Raw genomic sequence first — 22,976 nt, forward strand, 5'->3', positions numbered from 1 at the left:
GGAATAACAGTGGGAAACGCTGTTATGAGGCACAATAAGATATCATTGTTGCTGGGGGGGTAACAAAGAGGTCTAAGAAGTAGACCCAATAAGGGTTGCAGCCCGCATACCAAGCTGATAAAAGCAACGTTTATTTCGAGTTAACTTCATTAACTCTTGGACTGTTTCGGAATATTGAGCGAGATAATTAACCCACTGCTCTCCATCTAAACCCACACCAAATATACTTCGTCTGCGGTATTGTTTTCTGGGTTCTTTCGAGCGAGATACATATTTTTGTATCTGCTTTTTTTGAATTTCAGTACCCTGAAATACTGCCGAACTGTAGGCGATCGTTATCAGCAAAATCATGTTAATTAGGCGGTCTCCTTTGAGGCTAGTTCCTTCAATATTGTAACCTCCTGTTTTACAATCTCGGAACATCTCTTCAATTCCCATCCGTTGTTTGTAAGCATCGAGCGCTACGGGCAATGAGCCTAAATCTGTAAGAATAAACCACGCTTCATCAACCGTCCATCCCCGATAGTTCTTTTTCCATTTACAGGCAATATCAAACCCAGTTGCTGGCTGAGATTTTCTGACTCTGATTCCTTGAAAGTATACAGAGGTACCCGGTACTATTCCTAATTCATCTAGCCGTTGCCCAACTAAATGTTCTGTTTCGATACAATGATTCTTTTTTAACCTCAAACAAAAAGACACACCGCTTTCCTTGAGCCAATTTCCCAAGTCTACGGAACAAAATTCACGCTCACCTAAAATGATGACTTTATATTCTGTAAATAATGGTAAAACTTGCTGTAAAGCTGTAGTTTGTTCCGATAAGTTACTGTTCCCGAGTTTGGGTAATAGTGTCCAGTACAATGGAATGGCTCTGCGACGCCAGATTAGGCTGACCATGAAGAGATTAAGTAGTAGGACACAATTAATTACACAAAACTATGGGCTACAAGCCTTGTATAGCAAAGAATCCGTGTGTAATTAATTCTGTCCATGTACTTAATACACCCCCATTGACTGCGGTCGATCGCTATTGACAAGGTTTGCCCAACACGGCAATAAGTGGTTAACCAATAAGTAATTAAGGGGAACCAAATTCCTGCGATCGTTAATTGAGGCAAGTCCAGAAATCTTTGTAACTTCCGCCGCCGACTTTCGGTTGTAATGGGGTAAGGAAATACCCGGGAGAGCCGTTCTAATCTCACTTGTTTTTCTGATTGTATCAAAGAGAGCAAGATTATCATCAATATCAACTGAGCATGAGTCAGTTGTTTTTGTAAGTGAGTCTGATAGAATGTGGGTAACATTATTTTTTGGATAGGAAGCGCGTGTAACAATTCGGCTGCCTATCTTTTTTGAGCAGCGGATTGGCTAAATCTTTACTCCGTCTGGGTTTCAGACGGGTTGTTACCCCCCAGTCATTGTTGTAGTCAAAGCTAATAAAAGCATATTCGGTAGACCTCCGAGAAAAAATAGTGAAGGCACATTTGGCCGAAAAGATGCAATAACTATGAATGAAGAACGCCATCAAAGCTATCTAAATCTAATAAATTTGTTGCTAACCTGCACCCTGGGTCAAGAAATAGAAATTTTACAGGCTCACCCAGACTTACATGATGCCAGATTAGTAATGACGATGTTACAAGTTGCATCCGATCTGATAAAGCAGAACCATTTCAACAACGCTAATCAGTTGATGAATATTGTGGGGTTAAGGTTCGGAGTTTATTGCCATTCCTTAGCAATTTCTAAAAGAGAAGAAAGTGACAGGCTGTTTGACCACGGGGAGCAACAATTTCAGGAGGGTCAATTGGATGTAGCCTTACAACTATGGCAACAAGCACTAGCTATTGATTGGGTAATGGGAAACCGTAGAGGGGAAGGCGCTTGCCTTAATAGCCTGGGGCAGGCTTACTATTCACAGGGAGAGTACAAAAAAACCATCGCCTGTCTTCAACAAGCTGTTGCGATTGCTAGAGATATCGGTTATTGCGAAGGAGAAGCAAAATCGCTTAGTTTTTTAGGATGTGCTTCTGGGTCTATAGGCCAGTATCATAAAGCAATAAAATATCATCAAGCTGCCTTAAAATTATTTCAAGATATAAAAAATTATAAAGAAGAAGCGCATATTTACAATAATTTGGGTAATACTTACCGCTCTCTAGGAGAATATTTATTAGCAAGAACGTATAATATCCAAGCATTAGTTGCTTCTAGAAAAATTAAAGATAGCGAATTAAAGGCAGCTTCTTTAGCAAATTTAGGTTTAACGTTAGATGCAAGTGGGAAATACAAAAAGGCAATCAAATATCACAAACAAAGTCTTGAAATAGCCCGAATAGTTAAAGACTACAAATTAGAAGCTGCGGCATTGGGTAATTTAGGATGCGTTTATAAATCATTAGGAGAGTATCAGAAAGCAATTGAATATCAGCAGCAAGATTTAGAGATTGCTATAAACAACAAAGATCGTAAACTAGAATCAGGTGCTTTAGATAATCTCGGGATTATTTATTATGTTTGTGGAGAGTATAAACAGGCGATAGAGTATAGTCAAAAGTCTTTAGTAATTTCTCAAGAAATTGCAGATCGGCAAGGACAGTCGAATTCTTTGATAAACTTAGGGCTAAGTTATCAAGCTTTAAAACAATTTCAACAATGCCTTGAATTTTATCAATTAGCTTTAAGTCTTAAACAAGAGATTGGAGATCGTAAAGGGGAAGCGATTTGTTTAGGTAATTTAGGTAATTATTACTATTTTATTAATCAATATGAGACTGCTATTGAGTATTATCAACAAGATTTAAATATTGTAAAAGAAATTGGTTATTGCCAAGGTGAAGCTGATGCTTTGTCTGTTCTAGGATCTGCTTATCAGGCTTTAGGTGATATTGATTTATCTTTAAACTATTATCACCAATCTCTAGCTATTGCAAAAAAAATAGGAGATTTATCTGGAATTGGAAATTGTTTAAATAATATAGGATCTGTTCTTTTCTCGTTGGGTATTTTAGAAGAAGCAAAAACTACGTTTTATCAAGCTGTTGATGTTTGGGAATCTCTCCGGTTAGATTTAAAAGATCCACAAAAAATATCAATTTTTGAACGTCAATCCACAAGCTATCGTCAACTACAAGAAGTTTTAGTTGCTTTAAATAGACAAGAAGAAGCCTTAGAGATTGCAGAACGAGGACGTACTAGAGCATTTGTTGAACTGTTGATAAAGCGTCTATTTGAGCCGGATACTAAGCCAAATCTAATTGATTGCCTATCTAGCCAAAAAATTCAAGAGATTGCCGATAATAGAAATTATACCCTGGTCGAATATTCAATAGTTGATTCTGGAATGAAGCTTTTGATTTGGGTTGTTAGCCCTACTGGGGGCATTAGTTTTTTCCAAGAAGATATTAAAATGCTCCAGCAACAAAACACTTCTCTCTTCAACTTAGTTATTGAAGCCCGCAAATCTCTTGGTATTATCGAAAGCCACCACGATGCCTCAATTTCTGCTAGCCCTGCTCCCCAATTAAATGCACATTTGACATATCCGCAGCTCCACCAACTCTATCAAATTTTAATTGAACCGATCGCACACCTCTTACACACCCGGTCTAATACACCTGTTGTCTTTATCCCCCAAGACATCCTATTGCTAGTTCCCTTTTCATCTCTCCAAGATTCTGAAGGCAAATTCCTTATTGAGAAACATACAGTTCTCACTGCTCCCTCGATTCAGGTATTAGAGTTAATCCAAAAACGGAGCATAGAAGCACAGGAAACTCCTCTAGAAGCACTGGTAGTGGGAAATCCCTGGATGCCAACAATTCCCCTAACTGAACCGCCCCTACAATTACAGGAATTACCTTGGTCAGGAACCGAAGCAAAAGCGATCGCCCCCCTCCTGCAAACCCAACCCATCACGGGTGCAGCCGCCACAAAAGTTAATGTTGTAGAGCAAATGCCAAAGGCACGGTTGATTCACCTGGCAACTCACGGATTATTAGATGATATCCGGCAGCTAGGCGTACCAGGGGCGATCGCCCTTGCTCCCAGCGATGAAGACAATGGCTTCCTCACGGCTGGCGAAATCTATAATATGAAGCTAAATGCTGAACTGGTTGTATTGAGTGCCTGTAGTACCGGACAGGGTAAAATTACAGGAGATGGGGTGATTGGTCTGTCCCGCTGTCTGATTGCAGCAGGAGTTAAGAGTGTAATTGTGTCTCTGTGGTCAGTAGGCGACTTGTCTACGGCTTTCTTGATGGTGAAGTTCTACCAAATTTTCCAACAAGGAGTAGTCGCCAGCATTGCTCTCAACGAGGCTCAACGTTGGCTACTGGAAGTCACAAAAATGGAACTGGAAGACTGGATAGAAGCCAATCGCAGTCTCTTGAGTCCCACTTTGAGAATGCGCTTACGCCGCCGATTGCATCAACTGGATGATAATTCCAAACCCTTTCAACATCCCCGTCATTGGGCAGCATTTAGCGCCATTGGTCAGTGATGAAGAAAGCTGGATAATAGATCTTAGGCAGTCTAAGCTATCCAAACATGAACGAAATACCCCACAACTGGGGGCTGCGTAGCCCCAGTCTGACCCTCTATGCCTTCCATCTACGAAACAGCATCAACCAGGGACTAGAGCCGACTGTACCAGAAGCACCTCGGTTATGGGAACAGTTGGTAGATTTGGGAAATAAGCTTGACATTCGAGAACTACAAAATCTACCACAACAACTGATTAGCTATCAAAATAACGAGTATTTTCCCGAAGCAGAAGATAACCAGGCAAGCGAATATTGTACTTTATTACTAAATCGAAAAGTGAGTTTAAATTTTCAAATAATTGCTCAATCAAATGACTTCTTATTTGAGGGATTACTCTGCCCATACCGATTACATGATAGTTATGCGATCGATTTAACCCTGTCTTCTCAAGAAAGATTTTTTCTGTCTCAATTATGCAAACTTAATCCGCAATACCTACTACTACCCTCACATATTCAAGCTTCTTTAGGGCAAACATTATTATTGTTTGGGCAACCAATTGAATTACAGGAAAACTACCAAGGTTTAGCAGATGCTTGTGTTGTTCAATTAGTCCCAAAAACAGATAAATTTGAGCTAATAAATACAGGTTACTTATTAGGAAATCCGATTTTTGAGTATGAAATGCGACATAAAAATCCAAGTAAGCAACTCCATATTTTAGTTTGGGTTAAATGCCAAAGTATGGATACAGACGACATGGATAAGGCATCTGAGTTATTGCTTTATCTTTTGTGGTGTCGTCATAAGATCCAGTATGTTTATCACGAATCTCGTTGGTGCGATCGCCAGCTAAAACAACTGTATAACCGCATAGAACAGCATCGGAACAGTTTCAGTCAAATTTCCCAATCACCAGAGCGACAAAGGCAATTTCAGCAATTGTTGACTGAGTTACGGGAGATAGATATTAAGTATGCTGGCTACCTGGGAGACCTGGATAGCCACGAAAACACCATTGCTATCAACGAGCAGAATTACAGGGCGAAGCTGGAAAAGCTAGAGGCGCTACCTGAAACTGACTTAAGTGCGTGGCAACAGTTTTTGGATTATGTCCGTAATAAACTGCAACGTCAAATTCAAGCCGATCGCCGCTTCCTAGCTCCAGGGCGCGATCGCCTGCAACATCTCAAAGCTATACTAGAAGAAAGCCTTACTAAGGACTTTGTAAATAACGATATGCCAGGAATTCCCGCTCAACTCTATAATCGATTATCTGAAGCTCTATCAAAGTGCGCTCAATTTGAAAGTAATGAAGAACTAAGAAGCTTATTTAAAGGCTACGATCCACTTTCCCCCTGGGCTAATAGTCTGCCCCAGGCTAATAATACGGCTCAACGACTAACACAGGTAATTGCTTTTTTAGTAGATCAGTATCGTTACGATACTAAGGAGAATGTACTGATTATTTTAGTACGGTTGCTGAGTAATATAATTGACCCTGTAGATAGTCGGCATCAAACTTTATCTGAACTAGCAGATGAACTTAATATTGTTCTTAACGGAAGTGGATCTAATCCAGACTTAGCAGATAGAGGTACTAGAACTTCAATAACAATTAACCCCCACGTTCCTAATCCAAGAGTAAATCCAAGTAATAATAGCTTTAGTTGGTTACACCTAACCGACTTTCATCAAGGCATGAGAGACCAGGATTGGCTCTGGCCTGGTGTAAAAGAAATATTTTTTGAAGATTTAAAGAAACTCCACGATGAAAGTGGACCGTGGGACTTGGTTCTATTTACTGGTGACTTGACTCAGCGTGGCAGCGCTGAAGAATTTGAAAAGGTTGACCGACTGTTGGCGCAACTATGGGATTATTTCGCTCAATTGGGTTCATCTCCTAAGCTGCTAGCAGTACCGGGAAATCACGATTTAGTCAGACCTAACACAAAAGATCCTGCGGTAAGGCTGCTCCAGCGGTGGTTAGAGGAACCGGATGTACAAGAAGAATTTTGGCATAATGCACAATCGCCCTATCGCCAAGTCGTTACAAAAGCCTTTGAAAACTACATGGTATGGTGGGAAAGGCAACCCTTTAAGCCAGAAAACTTAAAAGCTGGTGTTTTAGCAGGCGATTTTTCAGCCACTATCGAAAAAAATGGCGCAAAACTGGGAATTTTAGGTTTGAATACAAGCTTTCTTCAGCTTACTGGTGAAAACTATGAGGGCAAGCTGACTATCCATCCCCGCCAATTTCACCAAGCTTGTGACGGCGATGGCCCAGCTTGGGCAAGACAGCATCATGCCTGTCTGCTACTAACACATCATCCGCCAAGTTGGTTGATCCCCGATGCCCAAGCGCATTTGAATGCAGAAATTACCGCCCGTGGTCGTTTTGCCGTTCACTTATGCGGTCATCTGCATGAAGCTAATTCTACAGAGATTGTCCAAGGCGGTACTGAAGCTAGGCGAATTTGGCAAGGGCGATCGCTCTGTGGGTTAGAATACTATGAAACGAAAACAGGACAAAGCCTCAATCGTCTGCATGGTTACACGGCTGGTAAAATTGAACTTAGTGAAAACAAGGGGAAGTTAATGTTTTGGCCTCGTGAAGCACGCGTGCAAGGGGGACAAAGAAAAATTGTCCCAGATTATTCGTTTGACTTGGATGATAACCAGCACACTTTATCGAGAGATTTTGAATTGTTTCAACGGTATGAATGAATTATCCTGTTATTTGCAAGAAGTCTTTAGTAGGGAGACTGAGCAAGAGTTTCCACTGTGGGGACGAAATTATCAAGATGGTGTCCAGGCATATCAGCGATTACTGGGCTGTTACAAGCTGTGGGAGATTGATTGTGAAAGCGCCACCCTCTGAACTCTATCAATTATGCAGAGAACTTCTTTTGGAGTGTGAACAGTTTGAAAGCTGTGAAAGTCTGCGTTCGCTTTGCGTTGTTGATGAACTTTCTTTTATAAGATTGCAACTAAAAGATGCTAAGAGTCCAATAAATTTATTTGACTTCAACTTTAAAGTTTTGTTTTGCTCAGAGCATCGATTATATGGTTGGATATTTCCAATTTTTTTGAAACAATTAAGAGATTGCCAGCATCCAGATGATATGCTCTGGACTAAGCTTGATGACTTATGCACCAAGGTTGAAGCATGGAAGAACCAGCCTCAAGCTTGTCAGCAACAAGTACCTCAATCTGAACATAGACTTTTTAAATCGCTTCTCCGTATTGACTTTGACGAGCAGGAAGAAGCCGTGATCGAAGTATTAGATTCGCCAAGTTACAACAAAACAGCAGCTTTCCTGGTTCATGGCGAAGAAAAATTCGGGCAAGAGACTTTGGTTACCCGACTATCTCAATTATCTAAGTTACGAAATGGGCGACGAATAAAAATTAAAGTTGGTGGCATGGAGGACATATCCAACTTATGGAATGAAGTTGGCAAACACTTACTGGATAAGAACCAGACTAATTGGCGGCCAGCAACTAAAATAATAGATCAAATTTTTGAGCTTTTGCAAACTCAACATTTAATTTTTATCTTTTCAGATGCCCACCGTACTTATATAAGCTTTTTACCAGAGTTAATTCAGGAATTTTGGCAACCATTGGTACAAAAAAACAATCAGCGAGAAACATATTTAGCCATGTTTTTGGTAGATAATAAAGGATATATATGCAAATCAGGGCTTTCTTTAGCTTGGCAAGTTAATCACCCAGATTTACCTAGAATTCCTCTTTCTTTACCTCCTGCTAGTCGATTTCCAGTAAAGAAGCTTAATGAATGGGTGGGCATGGCAGTAGCCGCAGAGGTAGTACCTGAAAATTTATGTGTTGAGACATTACTGGCAGAGTCTCAAGGAGGCGTTCCCGATTTGGTTTATCAAAGAATTTGTTACTACTGTGGTTTTAGCTGGGAAGGAGGATTGGCAAAATGGTTGATTCAGTGATACCTCGCGTCTATACGGGCGAAAAGCAACCCTCCCCAGAGGAGTGCGAACTTGATGGACTTGAACCTTATATACCTTCACCAGAATTGGTTGAAGCAGTTAATCTCACCATTTTTTTAAAGAAACGTCCTTTATTGCTCAAGGGTGAACCTGGTAGCGGTAAAACCCGCTTGGCTCGTGCTGTGGCTTATGAACTAGGCTTACCTTACGAGTCTTGGTATATTCAGTCTACAACCAAGGCAAAGGATGGTTGTTACACTTACGATGCGATCGCTCGCCTCCACGATGCCCAATTAGCACGTCTTGACGAACAGAAACTCTCGAAAGTTGATAACCTCTGGAATTACATCAAGCTGGGGCCATTAGGTCGTGCTTTTGAAAATTCGCAGCGTACTGTAGTTCTAATTGATGAAATTGATAAAGCTGACCTTGATTTTCCTAATGACTTACTCCAGGCGCTAGACGAAAAGCGGTTTACCATACCGGAGATAAAAGTTAAGGAAAAAGAAGCAGAGAAAGAATACGAAATTAAGGCAAAAGAACCCCCGATTATATTCATTACCAGTAATGACGAAAAAGATTTGCCGGATGCTTTCTTACGTCGTTGCCTATTCCACTATATCGAATTCCCTGATGAATCCGAATTGGTTAACATTATTAACGCTCACTTTCCGAAGACAGCTTCAAAAGTTGTTGCAGCCGCAGTAACTAGCTTTAGGCTGCTAAGAAGCGGGATGGAGAGGGACAGTGGCAGAATTGGTAAAAAGGTAAGTACCAGCGAGTTAATTGACTGGTTTACGATACTGCGACAATATCCTGAAGATCAAGTATTAGCGGAACTCCAAGGCAAACTTCCGTTTGCTGATGTTCTACTTAAGTCTCGTTGGCAAGATTATCGAGAATATCTACGCGCCCCACAGGAGGAAGAAAAATGAATCCTGTCAATTCCATTGAAGAAATACCTTTGTTGAAGGTTTTACTGCATCTTTTCAAGAGTTTGCGCCAGTGTGGTTTTCCCTTGGGACTTGCAGACTATATGTTGGCGTTGGAGGCATTACAAGGTGGATTTGGGATAAGCGATCGCGCCTCTTTAGAAAGACTATGTTGTACTCTGTGGACAAAATCTAAAGAAGAAGCTCGCCAGCTACATCGACTTCTAGATCAAATAATAACCAATGAATCTCTCTCTACTAAATTACCCCAACCTATCCAAGATAAATCGAATCCATCTCAAACTAGACCTTCAGCAAAGGAGTCTGACAAACCTATCCAGTCTTCTTCATCACCACCTATAGTTAAAACATCGGAGCAACTTAAAGAGCAAATTTCCTTAAAAGGGTCGGAACAACCTATATCCGAACCAACTCCAACGGCTGATATCCCCATAGAAATAGAAGAACCAGAGCAGGTCATTCAAGCTATCCGGTATCATAAGCCCAATAGTTTAGATATGATTTTTTACGGCCAAGATTCAGCCGCTCAATATCTGCCAGTAACCCCTCGGCAAATTAAGCAAAGTTGGCGTTTTTTCCGTCGTCCAGTGCGCCAAGGTACATTAGAGAAATTGGATGTAGAGGCTACCGTAGCAAAAATTTGTCAGCAGGGCATCTTAATTGAACCAGTGCTGATGCCGCGCTATGTAAACCGAGTAAAACTTGTGCTACTGGTTGACCAAGGTGGATCAATGGTGCCTTTCCATCATTTATCCCGCCAATTAATAGATAAAGCTCTACGGGGTGGAAACCTTACCCAAACAAGTGTTTACTATTTTTATAACTATCCTGAAAAATATTTTTATACCGATCCAACTCGCATCAAAGCCCAACTAACTACTGATGTTTTGAAATCGGTTGATGAAAGAGCAGGGGTATTGATTGTCAGCGATGCGGGAGCAGCTAGGGGTAACTATAACCCAGTGCGAGTTGAGTACACGCAGAAGTTTATTGAGCAACTTCAGCAGTCAGTGCGTTATTATGCTTGGCTCAATCCCATGCCAAATGATAGCTGGCAGTACACTACTGCTGGCGAAATTGCTCGTTTTGTGCCAATGTTTGAGATGAGTCGTCAGGGACTCAATGCAGCTATTAATACTCTGCGCGGTCGCTATGTTTACTGGGAGCGTCCCTATCAGTGGATGTTGTAACAATCATTATGAATGGAAGTAAAGCAACACATTCGGAAATAGCTATTGAGCGAGTCGTAGGATTTGCCCAACAATTCGATCGCGCACACCTCGACTTAGCTTGCCATGCAGCATTTCCACAGACACTTACTCCAGACTTGCTTTACCAAATTTGGCTTCGCTTTATACCCCAAGCACCTTGGACAGCAGTTGCTCGCATACTTTTGTCTCGCTTGTGCCGCGAGGTAGGCTATGAGCTTTACGAGATGGATATGGCTGTCCGAAATCTATTGTTGGAAGAACTAAAGGAAGATAAGCGCTTTGGGAAACCACGCTTAAAGGAACTAGCTGATTTCTACACTAAGTATGTAAAACAGCAGCTTGAGAGCAACGATTCCAAAGTAGGAGAATTAGCCCAAGCAGAGTATTGGATATCCCTTGCTTGTACCCAGCCCAATGAGCTTAATCGCCAATTAGCACAGTCTATTGAACAAAGATTAAAGCAGAAAAACTGGAAAGACTTGTTTCGGTTAGGGCTATTGATAGAAAGTTTTCCAAACGCTTTGGCAGAATTTGAACCACCACTGATTACCTATGCGCGTGGAATGGTATCTTTTACAATAGGCGATTTAGAAGGTGCAACAGAACAATTCAGCAAGCTACCCAGGCAGGAACGTCAGGTTGAAATTGCTGGAGTAACTTTGTCAATTCCTGATGAAGTTAATCTCATCTCGGTTGACTTATCTTTTATAGAAGAATCACTACAGTTTGTTTGTGATAATGATGAGAATCCTCAATCAATTTATTCATTTTTAAGCCAAAATTTAGAAAAGCTAAATGAAGATTTAATTTTGTTATTTAAACAATGGTCAAGTGATATACTATTAAATCTAGAACCAGAAAAATTATATGAAAAAGCAACAAGTGTAATTAAGTTAAGTAGTTTATTAGAAGAATTTCGGTTAGGTAATAGAGCAATTAATTTAGAAATTGCTATTACTGGATATCAAATTGCTTGCGAAGTTTTTAGGCAAGAACAGTTTCCCGAAAAATGGGTAATTATCCAAAATTATCTAGGTGTTGCTTATATTTATAGAATCCAGGGAGACAGAGCAGAAAATTTAGAATCTGCCATACATTATTTGCAGGCGACGTTGGAACTCTACTCTCACTCCATCTTTGCCTTCCCAGAACAATTGGCACTCACTCAAAATAATCTTGGTGTTGCTTACACTCAACGTATTCGAGGCGAAAAGGCAGAAAACTTAGAGTTGGCTATCCGCTGTTTTAACGATGCTTTGCAAGTACGCACTCGCGAAGCTTTTCCAGAACAATGGGCTATGACGCAAAAGAATTTGGGAATGGCTTATAGCGATCGCATTCGAGGAGAAAAAGCTCAAAATGTAGAAATGGCTATAGACTGCTTCCAAGCAGCTTTGGAAGTAAATACTTTACAAAATTATCCTCAAGAGTGGGCAGACATTCAAAATAATCTTGCAGTAGCTTATGCTGAAAGACTTAGAGGCGATCTAGCAGAAAATTTAGAGCTAGCTATTAGTTGTTTCCAAAATGCTTTGCAGATTTATACTCGCGAAACCTTCCCCTACAATTGGGCTATGACCCAAAACAATTTAGCATTAGCTTACAGGAAACGCATTAGAGGTGAAGAAACAGAAAATTTAGAACGCGCAATTAATTGCTGCCAGAATGCTTTACTGGTGTGTAGTCACGAAGCTTTTCCAATGGATTGGGCGAATACCCAACTCAATTTTGGAAATGCCTACCGCGATCGCATTCTAGGAAATAGGTCAGAAAACTTGGAACAAGCTATTACTTGTTTTCAGGCGGCTTTAACAGTTTACACTCGCGAATCTTTTCCTCAACAGTGGGCAGAAACTCAGAAAGATCTGGGTATTGTTTATCGCGATCGCATTCGAGGAGAAAAAGAAGAAAATTTAGAACAGGCTATTAGTTGTTTTGAGCGTGCTTTAACAGTTTACACTCGCGAATCTTTTCCTCAGCAGTGGGCAGAAACTCAAAATGATTTGGGTATTGTCTACTGCGGTCGCATTCGAGGAGTTAGGACAGAAAATTTAGAACAAGCTATTAGTTGTTTTCAGGTAGCGTTGCAAGTTTACACTCGTGAATCTTTTCCTCGTAATTACTTAGAATGTCTATTTAATCTTGGTTTGGCATACCAAGAGGCGCAAGATTTTACGAATGCTTACAATATTTTTGCTGACAGTATTGATATAGTAGAATCTTTGCACCGAGGGAAAACCTTGTTTAACTCAGAAATTGAAAAAGGCAAAGAAAACCTTACGAAACAATGGAATAAGCTCTACCAAAGTATGATTGAAGTATGTCTAGTTTTGGGTTATCCTGACCGAGCGCTTGAGTACGTTGAACGTAGTAAAGCACGTAGCTTAGTAGAACTGCTTGCAAATATTGATATCTACCCAAAAGGCAATATTCCAGACTCTACCATTAACGAATTGAAACGTCTACGACGAGAAATAGCACTGGAGCAGAAAAGATTTAAAATTCTAGGAAGCAATCGGTTTATTGATGATGATTTCATTTTTAATGATGAGAATTTTTTATCTGACTCTCAGCCAATCCAACCAACTCAGAATCGGCTAAGTCAATTACAAAAACAGCTAGAGGAGTTAATTAAGCATGATATTTTGCCTCTCGATCCAGACTTTAATTTAACCCAAAGTGATCGATCGATTTCTTTTAATGAAATTCAATCACTTTTAGATGAACACACTGCCATAATACAATGGTATATTGTAGAAGAGGAATTATATACATTTATTGTCACCAGCCAATCTACTTACCCATCTGTTCTGCGATTTTCATATCAATCAGCGTTGATTGAATGGGCTAATCAGTATTTAGAGGATTACACACAAAACCAACCAGTTTGGCGCAAAAAATTATCAGTGCAGCTCCAAAGGCTTACTCAGCTACTGCATCTAGAGCAAATTTTCAACTATATACCTGAAGCCTGCCAACAATTAATTTTAATTCCCCATCGTTTTTTGCACTGGTTACCTCTTCATGCTCTTCCATTGGTCGGCGGTTTATATCTTCTAGATCGTTTTCATAGTGGAGTAAGTTATGTACCTAGTTGCCAATTTTTAAAAATACTCCAAAATAGACAACGGCCTAACTTCAGCAATTTATTAGCTATTCAAAACCCTACTGACGACCTACCATATGCTGATATTGAAGTAGAAACCATTAAAAAGTATTTTCCCACAACTAAGGTCTTTAGCAAAGAAAGTGTTAGAAAGTCAGCAATTAAAGAGCAAATACTACATATCGCAAGTCATGGTTTCCATTTTACTGGTCGAAGCAACTTTAATATTGATTCACCTCTCGAGTCCCCACTGTTATTATCTTCACATGAAACTTTGACTATACAAGAGATTCTTAATCTTAACTTGAGCCAATGTCGCTTAGTCACCCTTTCTGCTTGTGAAACAGGCTTAACGAACTTCAAAGAATTTAGTAACGAGTTGATTGGCTTTCCTAGTGCTTTTTTAGTTGCAGGTAGTAAAAGTGTAGTTGGTAGCCTTTGGGCTCCTAGTGATTTGTCAACAGCTCTTTTGATGATCAAGTTTTATCAAAACCTACAAACAAGTTCTATAATACCTATAGCCCTTAATCAAGCCCAACTCTGGCTTCGAGAAATCACAAAAAGAGAAATAGAGCAATCAATAGAGGAGAATCTTTGGTATCTAAATCCAACACTTAAAATGGTCTTACGTCGTCGTCTTCATAAAATGGCGAATGGTGACCAGCCTTTTAAAGACCCTTTTTACTGGGCTGCATTTTGTGCTATTGGCGTATAGGAGGAAAAATGGCATTATCTGATTACGAAGAAAATATCATAACTTTTGTCTATTTAGCACAAACAAAACCTGAGCTATTCACAGCAGAAGATCGTGCAGATTTAAAAGAGCTACTTGCAACGCTCCCAGATAATGTTGAAGAAATCTCTAATGCAATAGCCCTCTGGTGTGAAGAACGTCCGCAAGTTCTAGATGCTATACTTGACATACCGATTGATGATTTAGATAGTCTTCGAGCCGCTGGTGGTCGTGCTACTCCCCTCACAGGAAAAGAAAGCAAAGAGATGCTCGAAAACTCGGTGACTCAGAGCAGTCAATCCAAGCAACCACCGTCTTCTTCATCCAAAACGAAAAATGAATGACAAACTTTCAAACGGAGATAAGCGTTCTATGCACTCTCGACAAATAACGAATGTCACTCGACAAGATGGTGCTGGAGGTCGGATTACTCTAGTCACAAGGCAAGAAACTAAGCATATAATCGAAAATACAATGACTCAAAGCAGTCAGTTAAAGCAATCGCAGTCTTCTTCGTCCCAATCAAAAAATGAATGACATAAAACTTTTGGAGGGACTGCTTAAACTCAGACTCTATTTGTCTTTTGTCTAAATGTGACTGTATCAGCTAGTTTTATCAAAAAGCGATCGCTCAACTCTAAAAAGACAAGCGATCGCTTTTTCATTCCCTAAATGCTATGATGTTTCTCTTCGCATCCGCCGTCTTTTTGGCGACAGAAAAGTTACCTGATTAGGTTTCCTATCCAAAACTTCCAGAGCAACGCGAGCTTCTATGAGATTTAGAGAAAGTAATTTCTCAAATATATATAATCCCCTTTCTCGATAGATTTCTTGACGATGCAACGTTAAAGCAATATTTGTTAAATTTTCAGTTTCTAAAGGGAGAGAGGTAGTCGCATTATTAATATTTGAACTAGCAGCATCTAGTATTGCTTGGCAGACCTGTGATACAAGAGCGGGTTCTCTACCTGTCTCTGGTTCGAGTAACTCAATAAGATTGTAAGCTGCCTTAAGCAATACCGGTGGGTTCTTACACACAACTTGGATAACTTCTCGCATTTCTAAGTTGAGTTTGAAGTTGTTTTGGTTCCAACTAAAAACATTAGCTACAGCATCTTGAATAGAAGGAGAAGGGGATAACGCTAAAGTACATAGGATTGTTGTTGCTATTTGTCGACAAAATTTGTGTTCCCATAAGTAACTAGCAGCCTGTGCTAAACCATAAAGAATAATTTCATCGTTTCGGTCAGTTAAATGGTGATCTATTTGTTGCCTTGACCATGTATCTTGATATTGGCAGTAGTAAATTAGAAGTAATTCACCGTAAGCTTGAAGGCAAAAGCTAGAACCATCAACGAATAGTTTCTCTATCCATCCCTGAATCTTTTCCTTGGGTTCAAAATATCCAATAACCCTAGAAATACTATATAATGCAAATTTATAATGCAAGGCGGCCGGACAAGTTTGGATAACAGCGTCATAAAGCTGTGTGGCTCGCTCTCGATCGCTATTGAGGAGCGCTGGCATATTCACTAATGTAAGAACCCAAAGTTTGGGGTGCTGTTCTCGCTGCAATTGTTCCTCAATAATCCGTATCCAGTTCTCTAGATCAGGAAGCGGCTGATTGAGATAACCAGCAGCGATCGCAGGCAAAATTGAACCTCGCCCTTGTGGTAAGAAAAAGGTGCCACCTGAACCGAAAAAAATAGGTTCCTTTTGCTGTTCAGTTTTGTTTCTTGTCTCTTGTTCTTCCGTTGACAAAGTTGGTTCTACTTCTTCAGCTAACCACTTTTCCAAACAGGACAAGATTATACTAGGCAGACCATTATCGCAACGAGCCCGTTTTTCAAGAGCAGATGCAGCACTGGAACGAAAATCCACCGATGTAAACCCTTGACTTTCAAGGTCTTCAATGATATGAATTAAATCAGCGGTCGAGAAATCAGTCTCAGCTAATCCTTCTATAGCTGCGCCTGCACAAATTTCATGTTTACCGGATTTAAGGTACTGAATTAGGTTGGTGACGCGCTCGGGCGATCTTTTGGCTAGCTTACCAAACTCGCGAGACAATTCCACAACACCGCCAGCGCGGGACATATCTTCAGACCATGGCCTTCTGGGGTTGTCCCATGCCGTTTGATCTGGTATTAAGTCAAATAGTCGCAGTATATCTTCATCTGAAGCGTGAGCCATTTCGTCTACAGTTATACGCGCTCCTATAAAACCACCGTGCATACGGCTTGTATAATCATCAGTTTCAGGTAAAGCCCGTTCTTCTTCATCTCTCAGTCGCTTAGTTGTTGAACTCAAATAGTCAACAGGAAAGGAACGCAAAAGGCGCAGTCGGTTTTGCCGTTGGAATTTTAAAAATTGAAACTTTTCCTTCGCTGATAATTGTGAAGGTAGATAGTTAGAGTGTTTGAAAGCTATTACTACTTCCTCGATATGAGTTCGGTTTAATGGCGCTAGGTAAGGAAAAACTGACGCTATTAGCCGTTTTGTTTCTCTGTAGTGGTCTTCGTGGTCTCCCAAACGTAAGCGTCTTGGGTCGCCAATCAAATATTCCCACACCTGCTGTGGTTTTTCTTTAGCTATATATTCCAATCCACGAGCTAGCAAACGATGGACAATTAGCAAATCGGAACACAAATTTTTGTCCAGGAAATTCATAAAAGTATGAATATTTTGCTTGGCTAACTCCGAAACAGCAACCAATAACGCTCTCACAACAGCCCCAGGTGGAAATTTTCCTTGAAAAATATTATTTGTAGCACTATCGTCACGATAACCTACAAAAAACGAATTTTCTTGTTGATATGTAATTAAATTTATGGTATCCAGAAACCAAGGCCAGACAGAATCTAGGAAAGCTTTTGGCGTAGCTTCAGCAAAACCTTCTAACTTATAAAATGTTTTTTCGCCTTTTATTAGATATTCAACTTCCTTAAATGAACGATGAATATAAGTATGAACTGTTCGTTGCTCTTCAGTAGCATTCGATGGCAATTCTGGTAATGGTTCATTCGCTTTTGTTAAAGCCTGCTCTAACTGCCAATCTAGATAAGCTCGCCAAAGGTTGGGGGCAAGTTCTGGGCTATTTTCTGCTATTTGCTCTGCTAGTGCAGATATATCCCATTTAGAAGTTTGCGAACGTCTCACTATCTGACTCGCTAGAGTTACTACCCGATCAGTCCATTGTTGAAGATTCACCAGAATTCTAAAACTTAGAGTATCGTAGGCACGATTGCTCAACCAACACTCTTCTAAAAGTTCTAAAACATCTTCAGGAGAAAAGAGGATAGCCAAACTCAGTAGAGGTAGGCAATAAACCGCTTGTTCAGGCGATTTATCCAACCACTGCCTAAAATCTGGGCGATCGCGCAGGCGAGAAAACCAACCAGGACTGCCACTAACAGCAGCTAATAGCCGTTGTCCCTCAGTTTCCGACTTCAGAAGTGGCAAGAAAATGTGTGCTTCTGTGTCGTCGGGGTCTTTTTGCCCACCTACAAATTCAAGCAATAGAGTACGAATATGCAGTCGTAGTTCTGACTGTAACAATCTTTGTAATTGTATGTGATATTCTTTACGAGACGTTTCCCTTAAGTAATTGAGACTGCTCAGAAGAACGGGACGCACAAAAAGACCATCCTGCCGTTGTAAAACGTAATCTGTTAAAGCCACAGAACCCCGAGCAAAAGCACGAGCCTGGGTATAGTCGTAGTAAGTTTGATGTCGGAATCCAATAGTCAGACCGTTAGGACTTCGGGTTAGAATTTCCCCTTGTTCCAAAGCTCGACACGCTAATGAGTGAGTGTCCTCTGCGATCGCTGTTGGCAGCCAGAACTCTTCTTGAGTGCTAATGCGATCGGCAAGTAACTCTAGCAATTCGCGGCAGTCTGATGGACCATCTGGATCGACAACCCGTTGACTCCACAACTGATTGAGCAACGCTTGCAACGAATTAAATTCTTCTCCTGGCGCAGCCACTTCCAGAAAAAGCTTCAAATGAAGGGGCGTTTGCAACAATTCCCGCAACGGTTGCCCCATGCTATTAGGATTATGATTCCCTTGATCTAGAATAGGTGCAATCTGCTCCCACTTTGGCAGTTGTAAATCCATTCTTTCTGCTTTAATGCAAGACAGGCGAACATCATGGCGGAATTCAAATTCACGCGAAGTGGCTATAATATGCACGCCAGACGTTCCAGAAAGAGATTGGATTAGGTTTAACAAAATGTTCAGTCGTTCAGATTGGCGATCCAATAACTCAGAAACCGCATCAAGCTGGTCTATCAGAAGTACAACGGGTTCTTTTTTAGCTAAAATTCTGATAGTGTCACGCGGGTTGACAGTCAGGTAAGGTCTGCACAAATCTTCCAGTGTATTCACTCCTCGTCCCAACTGGTCAGCTTTAATCGCCCATAAGGAGATTTGGCGCTCGGCGAGGTGATGCCCCAGAGTTGCCAGTAATGCAGATTTTCCCGTACCTGGACTTCCTAGAATTAGGGTTGTAGAGCTTTTTTCTTCTTGTATTCGATCCAGTAATTGCTGAAACTCAGGACGCTCGATCTGCTGATTATTTCCCAGGGTGATTGGCCAGTTTAGCAATCCCTGCGATGCTGCGATAAATTCTTTCTGTAATTTCTCAAATTGGCTTTCTTCTGCTAAATTTGCTGAAGTTATCAAACCTGCCTGCACAGCTTCACAAAGTTCTGCCAGTTTCCCATGCAGTGCATCATGTTTGTCGTAGCGATCGCGCAATTGTACCAAAAAAATTGGTAAAACAGAACCCCCGTCACTCAAACAGTTTTTAAGCAGATATTCCAGGCACAAAGCTACCCGCTCTTCCTGACTATCCGCTGATTTTAACCTAGATTTGAATGGGGAAAGTTCAGAAGTGGTAAAAACTGCTCTAAGTAAGCTATCGCTATCAAATTCGCTACATTTCAAAAGAACTTGACGGCATTGACGCTCAATCTCGATTGGTAGGCTATTCATCATCGATTTGCCGACAAACCATGCTCTACTCCTTGCTGATTACATGACTTTAACTATCTCCCTAACGTAATTATAACTAATACCAATCACTACTGCTGCTTCTTTAATGGTCTTTTGAAGTGAAATTAACCAGACTAATTGCCAGCGACAGGCTTCTACTGGATTCAATTGCCCACCGATAACGGTGCTTAAGCTCTTCGGAACTTCAAATGAGGTTGTAGATGTGTAACTCTCGTCATTGCTCTATTGTGAAGCCCACTGTCCACTATCTGCAAGCATACTCTCAGCTCCAAAGCTTGGGGAAGAGCGAGGGAGGAAACTAGCGCTCGCCCGCCAAGGAAGGAATAGTGTTAGCTTTATGTCAACTATAATAATGCTGAGCTTGCTCCAGCGATGAGTAACTCCCACAGATAAGGGCATCGCTTGCTCGAATCTTCTCCCGAGTATAAGGGGATGGCTAAGCCGGATTCAGTATTATCGCTTATTCTACAAGCTTTTCAAAGATTTTGCTAAGTGCGAAAGGTCGCTGAGGAAACACTAGGTATATAATCGATCGGGGTTGTTTTCATATCTTAACCAAAAAAGGATGCAAAAATTAAGCTTGGGATTCAAAATAGGCAGTTCCACACTAGCAAAATCATACATAAACACCAACTGGAAATAGTTCTGCACTGCATAATGATGATTTCGTGAATTGCTTTGACCAGTTCTACTTATCTCCATATACTTCTAATAACACAATTTTCAATTTACCACTGCAACTAGACTTGTAAAAGAACAACATGGCTGGTATTCCTTTAGAATTGCACCGTCAATTGCGTAAAGCACTGCTAGATTGCGAACAATTTGAGAGTGATGGCAAACTCCGGTCAGTTTTTGCTTACGAGCCACTCAAGCCCTGGCTCAAAAGTTTGCCCGATGCTGATAGCTTTACCAGCAGGGTAGATGCTGTAATTGCCTTTTTAAGAGACAAGCATCGTGGCGATACCCAACAAAATGCGCTTGTCTTATTGGTTCGTCAGTTGAGCGAACTGATAGATGAAGATGATGAACGTCACCAACGTTTTGCAGACTTAGCACAGGAGCTTGAAAATGCACTAGGAAGCAAACTAACTACAAATAGTGATATACAAAAAACTAATCCAGAAACTAATATTAGGGGTAACGCACAGATAAGAAATACCGAAATACAAGAGCGTCATCCTATTAAGAATCGTTGGGCATTTTTGGTAGGTGTCAACCGCTATAACGATCCATCGGTTCAACTCTTGAATTTCTGCGTAGAAGATGTGGTGGCATTAGACGAGAAACTCAAAGCACTTGGGTATACAGTTGTTTGTTTACACGATCGCCTAGATTTGAGTGACCCCCGCTTCCCCACCCGCAACAATGTAGAGGCTGAATTAATTCAGCTTTGCAGCATGGTAGATCCAGATGACCTATTATTGGTACATTTTTCTTGTCACGGCAAGCTTTTGACCGATAAACAACCTGTGCTAATCGTCAGGGATACTCGTTTACCAACTTTAGCAAAAACAGGCTTGCCGTTAGCAGAAGTAAAACAACAGATGTGTTCTAGTAAAGCAAGACGGTTGGTGCTGACGCTGGATGCTTGCCACATGGGAGTCGAAACCGAACGAGGAATAGACGATCCGCAGTTCATTCATAATGTTTATGAGTTAGCTGAGGGGTTTGCCCTAATTGCAGCTAGCACAGCCCAACAGAAAGCTCGAGAATCGCCCGATCAAAAATCAGGACTTTTCACTTACTACTTGCTTGAAGGACTCAGTGGTAAAGCTGACCAGGGTAAAAAGGAATTTGTAACTGTGGACGATCTCAAGATTTACGTGCTGGATAGTCTGCGTCGTTGGAGCGTCGAAAACGGTGGGATAATCCAAGAGCCAACGGCTCAGACAGAAGGACTCGGAGACATAATCCTAGCGGATTATCGTAATAGTTCTAAATAGGTTAAGGTAGCATTGGAAACTCCAAAAAACCAGAATTAGGAAAGTTAGTATGAAGCGCGGTCAAAAAACTATAATGGGGCTGTTGAGCCTAACCCTCGGTTTGGTATTGGTAGCTCCTCCTGCCAAAGCCGAACCAGCAGTTACCGTAACACCATCCAGCGTTACAGTGGTCGGAACTCAATGTCCGATCTTTTTTAACTGTCCCCCTGTTAAACGCCACCTTCTCGTACAGACTAACCAAGCGATCGCAAACTTAAAAATACTCAGCCTCGACTTGAATCGAGCTGATGGAGCTACAGTGCTGCCAGCTACAGCCATACGTCCGATTTTAACTGCCACCTCAGTTCAACCCAATCAACCGCTGACTGTTCCAGTCCAGTTCGATTTAAGTGTTGCCCATAGCGGTGAATTTAGCGGTGTTTTGCTGGCTATTTATTCAGATGGACAATTGACTGTTCCAGTTATAGTGCGAGTTAAAGACCATTGGCTTTGGCCACTGCTAGTCTTGTTGTTAGGTGTTGGAGTAGGAATTGGAGTTTCAGCCTACCGCACCGAGGGCAGAAACCGTGATGAAATTGTGGTGCAAGTTGGTCGCATCCGCACCCAGATAAAGGCTGATCCTGAATTAGCAAAATCCTTCCTGGTGAAAATTGATGGGTATCTAATCGAGGTAGAAACAGCTTTAACAAACAAGCGCTGGGAGCAGGCGCAGCAAGCAGTAGCGCAAGCCCAAACGGTTTGGGATAAATGGCGTAAAGGTCGAGAAGACTGGCTAGCACTAATTAAGTCTCTCGCTTCGTTAGGTAATAGCTTAGAGAATTTGAATAATCCTGATGCACCTTATGTGCAGACAGTGCGTACCCAATTAGAGAATATTGAGCGACAAGTATCTGACAAAGAAAGTCCCCAACAGTTGAGTGAGGATTTAATTAATTTGCGACAACAGCTTGTCCGATACCTGCAAGGTCAAGCTAAAGTCAACCAATTCGACAACCTCAGAAATGAGTTGACTGAGTTAGCCCCTGAAGAGGATAAATCTTTAAGACGTATATCTAAAAGCTTACAGCAGGAGTTAGATAGCCTCTCTCCAACCGATCTAGAGGCTTTCAAAATATGGCAGCAGAAAGTAGAAGATGAGATCGATAGAATAGACCAAACGATTAAGCAACATGCAGGAAACGAGGGAGCTAGAGGTCCGTTGCTTATCACTGCTAGAGACTTCGATGACACATCACCTTCCCGGCTTCCCGATCCAGTGCCTGATGCTCGCCCTTTACAAGTTAATCCTGTACAAGCTACCCGGAATCTAATTATATTTAATTGGATCGGTTACGCGATCGCGGTAATACTTCTCGCGGGAGCAGGCTTTGGACAACTTTACGTTGCTCAACCAACGTTTGGAGCCAATCGCTGGACTGACTATTTTGCTTTGCTTGCTTGGGGTTTTGGAGCAGAGGCTACTCGCGATGCCATTACTAAAGTTGTGCGTGATTGGAAACTACCAGGATTGAGTTAAATCTTAACCTGAAATCGTAAACAAAACTATCAGTTC

At 41.1% G+C, this 22,976-nt stretch carries 11 protein-coding genes; 9 read left to right on the plus strand and 2 right to left on the minus strand.

What is annotated here, in order from left to right:
• Positions 1 to 72: 72 nt before the first annotated feature.
• Positions 73 to 864 carry an IS4 family transposase gene (locus QT996_RS06830; RefSeq protein ID WP_333045423.1) on the minus strand — a complete coding sequence of 264 codons (792 nt, stop codon included), beginning with the start codon at positions 862 to 864 and terminating at the stop codon, positions 73 to 75.
• Between the two features lie 646 nt (positions 865 to 1,510).
• Between QT996_RS06830 and QT996_RS06835 the strand changes: the two genes are divergently transcribed.
• The 7 genes from QT996_RS06835 to QT996_RS06865 all read left to right on the plus strand — a co-directional run bounded on the left by QT996_RS06835 (position 1,511) and on the right by QT996_RS06865 (position 14,803).
• Entirely contained in the window at positions 1,511 to 4,504 is a 2,994-nt protein-coding gene (locus tag QT996_RS06835; RefSeq protein WP_333045424.1) for a CHAT domain-containing tetratricopeptide repeat protein, read from the plus strand.
• A 47-nt stretch (positions 4,505 to 4,551) separates the two neighbouring features.
• Entirely contained in the window at positions 4,552 to 7,215 is a 2,664-nt protein-coding gene (locus QT996_RS06840) for a metallophosphoesterase (RefSeq protein WP_333045425.1), read from the plus strand.
• 134 nt (positions 7,216 to 7,349) lie between these two features.
• Complete coding sequence (locus QT996_RS06845) at positions 7,350 to 8,456, plus strand: hypothetical protein (protein WP_333045426.1); 1,107 nt, start codon at positions 7,350 to 7,352, stop codon at positions 8,454 to 8,456.
• Positions 8,441 to 9,391 carry a MoxR family ATPase gene (locus tag QT996_RS06850; protein WP_333045427.1) on the plus strand — a complete coding sequence of 317 codons (951 nt, stop codon included), beginning with the start codon at positions 8,441 to 8,443 and terminating at the stop codon, positions 9,389 to 9,391. Before QT996_RS06845 ends, QT996_RS06850 begins: the two co-directional genes overlap by 16 nt.
• Positions 9,388 to 10,599 (plus strand): hypothetical protein, encoded by a 1,212-nt coding sequence (locus QT996_RS06855; RefSeq protein WP_333045428.1) that lies wholly within the window; start codon positions 9,388 to 9,390, stop codon positions 10,597 to 10,599. The genes QT996_RS06850 and QT996_RS06855 overlap by 4 nt, the downstream gene beginning before the upstream one ends.
• Positions 10,587 to 14,441, plus strand: a complete 3,855-nt coding sequence (locus tag QT996_RS06860) for a CHAT domain-containing protein (RefSeq protein WP_333045429.1) — start codon at positions 10,587 to 10,589, stop codon at positions 14,439 to 14,441. Before QT996_RS06855 ends, QT996_RS06860 begins: the two co-directional genes overlap by 13 nt.
• Before the next feature lie 8 nt (positions 14,442 to 14,449).
• Positions 14,450 to 14,803, plus strand: a complete 354-nt coding sequence (locus QT996_RS06865; RefSeq protein ID WP_333045430.1) for a hypothetical protein — start codon at positions 14,450 to 14,452, stop codon at positions 14,801 to 14,803.
• Between the two features lie 331 nt (positions 14,804 to 15,134).
• Here QT996_RS06865 and QT996_RS06870 read toward each other — a convergent pair whose 3' ends face one another.
• Positions 15,135 to 19,460, minus strand: coding sequence for an ATP-binding protein (locus QT996_RS06870; protein WP_333045431.1), 4,326 nt, complete (start codon positions 19,458 to 19,460; stop codon positions 15,135 to 15,137).
• Between the two features lie 779 nt (positions 19,461 to 20,239).
• Here QT996_RS06870 and QT996_RS06875 point away from each other — a divergent pair.
• On the plus strand, positions 20,240 to 21,424 hold the full coding sequence (locus QT996_RS06875) for a caspase family protein (protein WP_333045433.1): 1,185 nt from the start codon (positions 20,240 to 20,242) through the stop codon (positions 21,422 to 21,424).
• 49 nt (positions 21,425 to 21,473) lie between these two features.
• Positions 21,474 to 22,940 carry a hypothetical protein gene (locus QT996_RS06880; RefSeq protein WP_333045434.1) on the plus strand — a complete coding sequence of 489 codons (1,467 nt, stop codon included), beginning with the start codon at positions 21,474 to 21,476 and terminating at the stop codon, positions 22,938 to 22,940.
• The last annotated feature ends 36 nt before the right edge of the window (positions 22,941 to 22,976 follow it).

The organism is Microcoleus sp. S13C4, from assembly GCF_036700865.1.
GTDB lineage: Bacteria > Cyanobacteriota > Cyanobacteriia > Cyanobacteriales > Microcoleaceae > Microcoleus.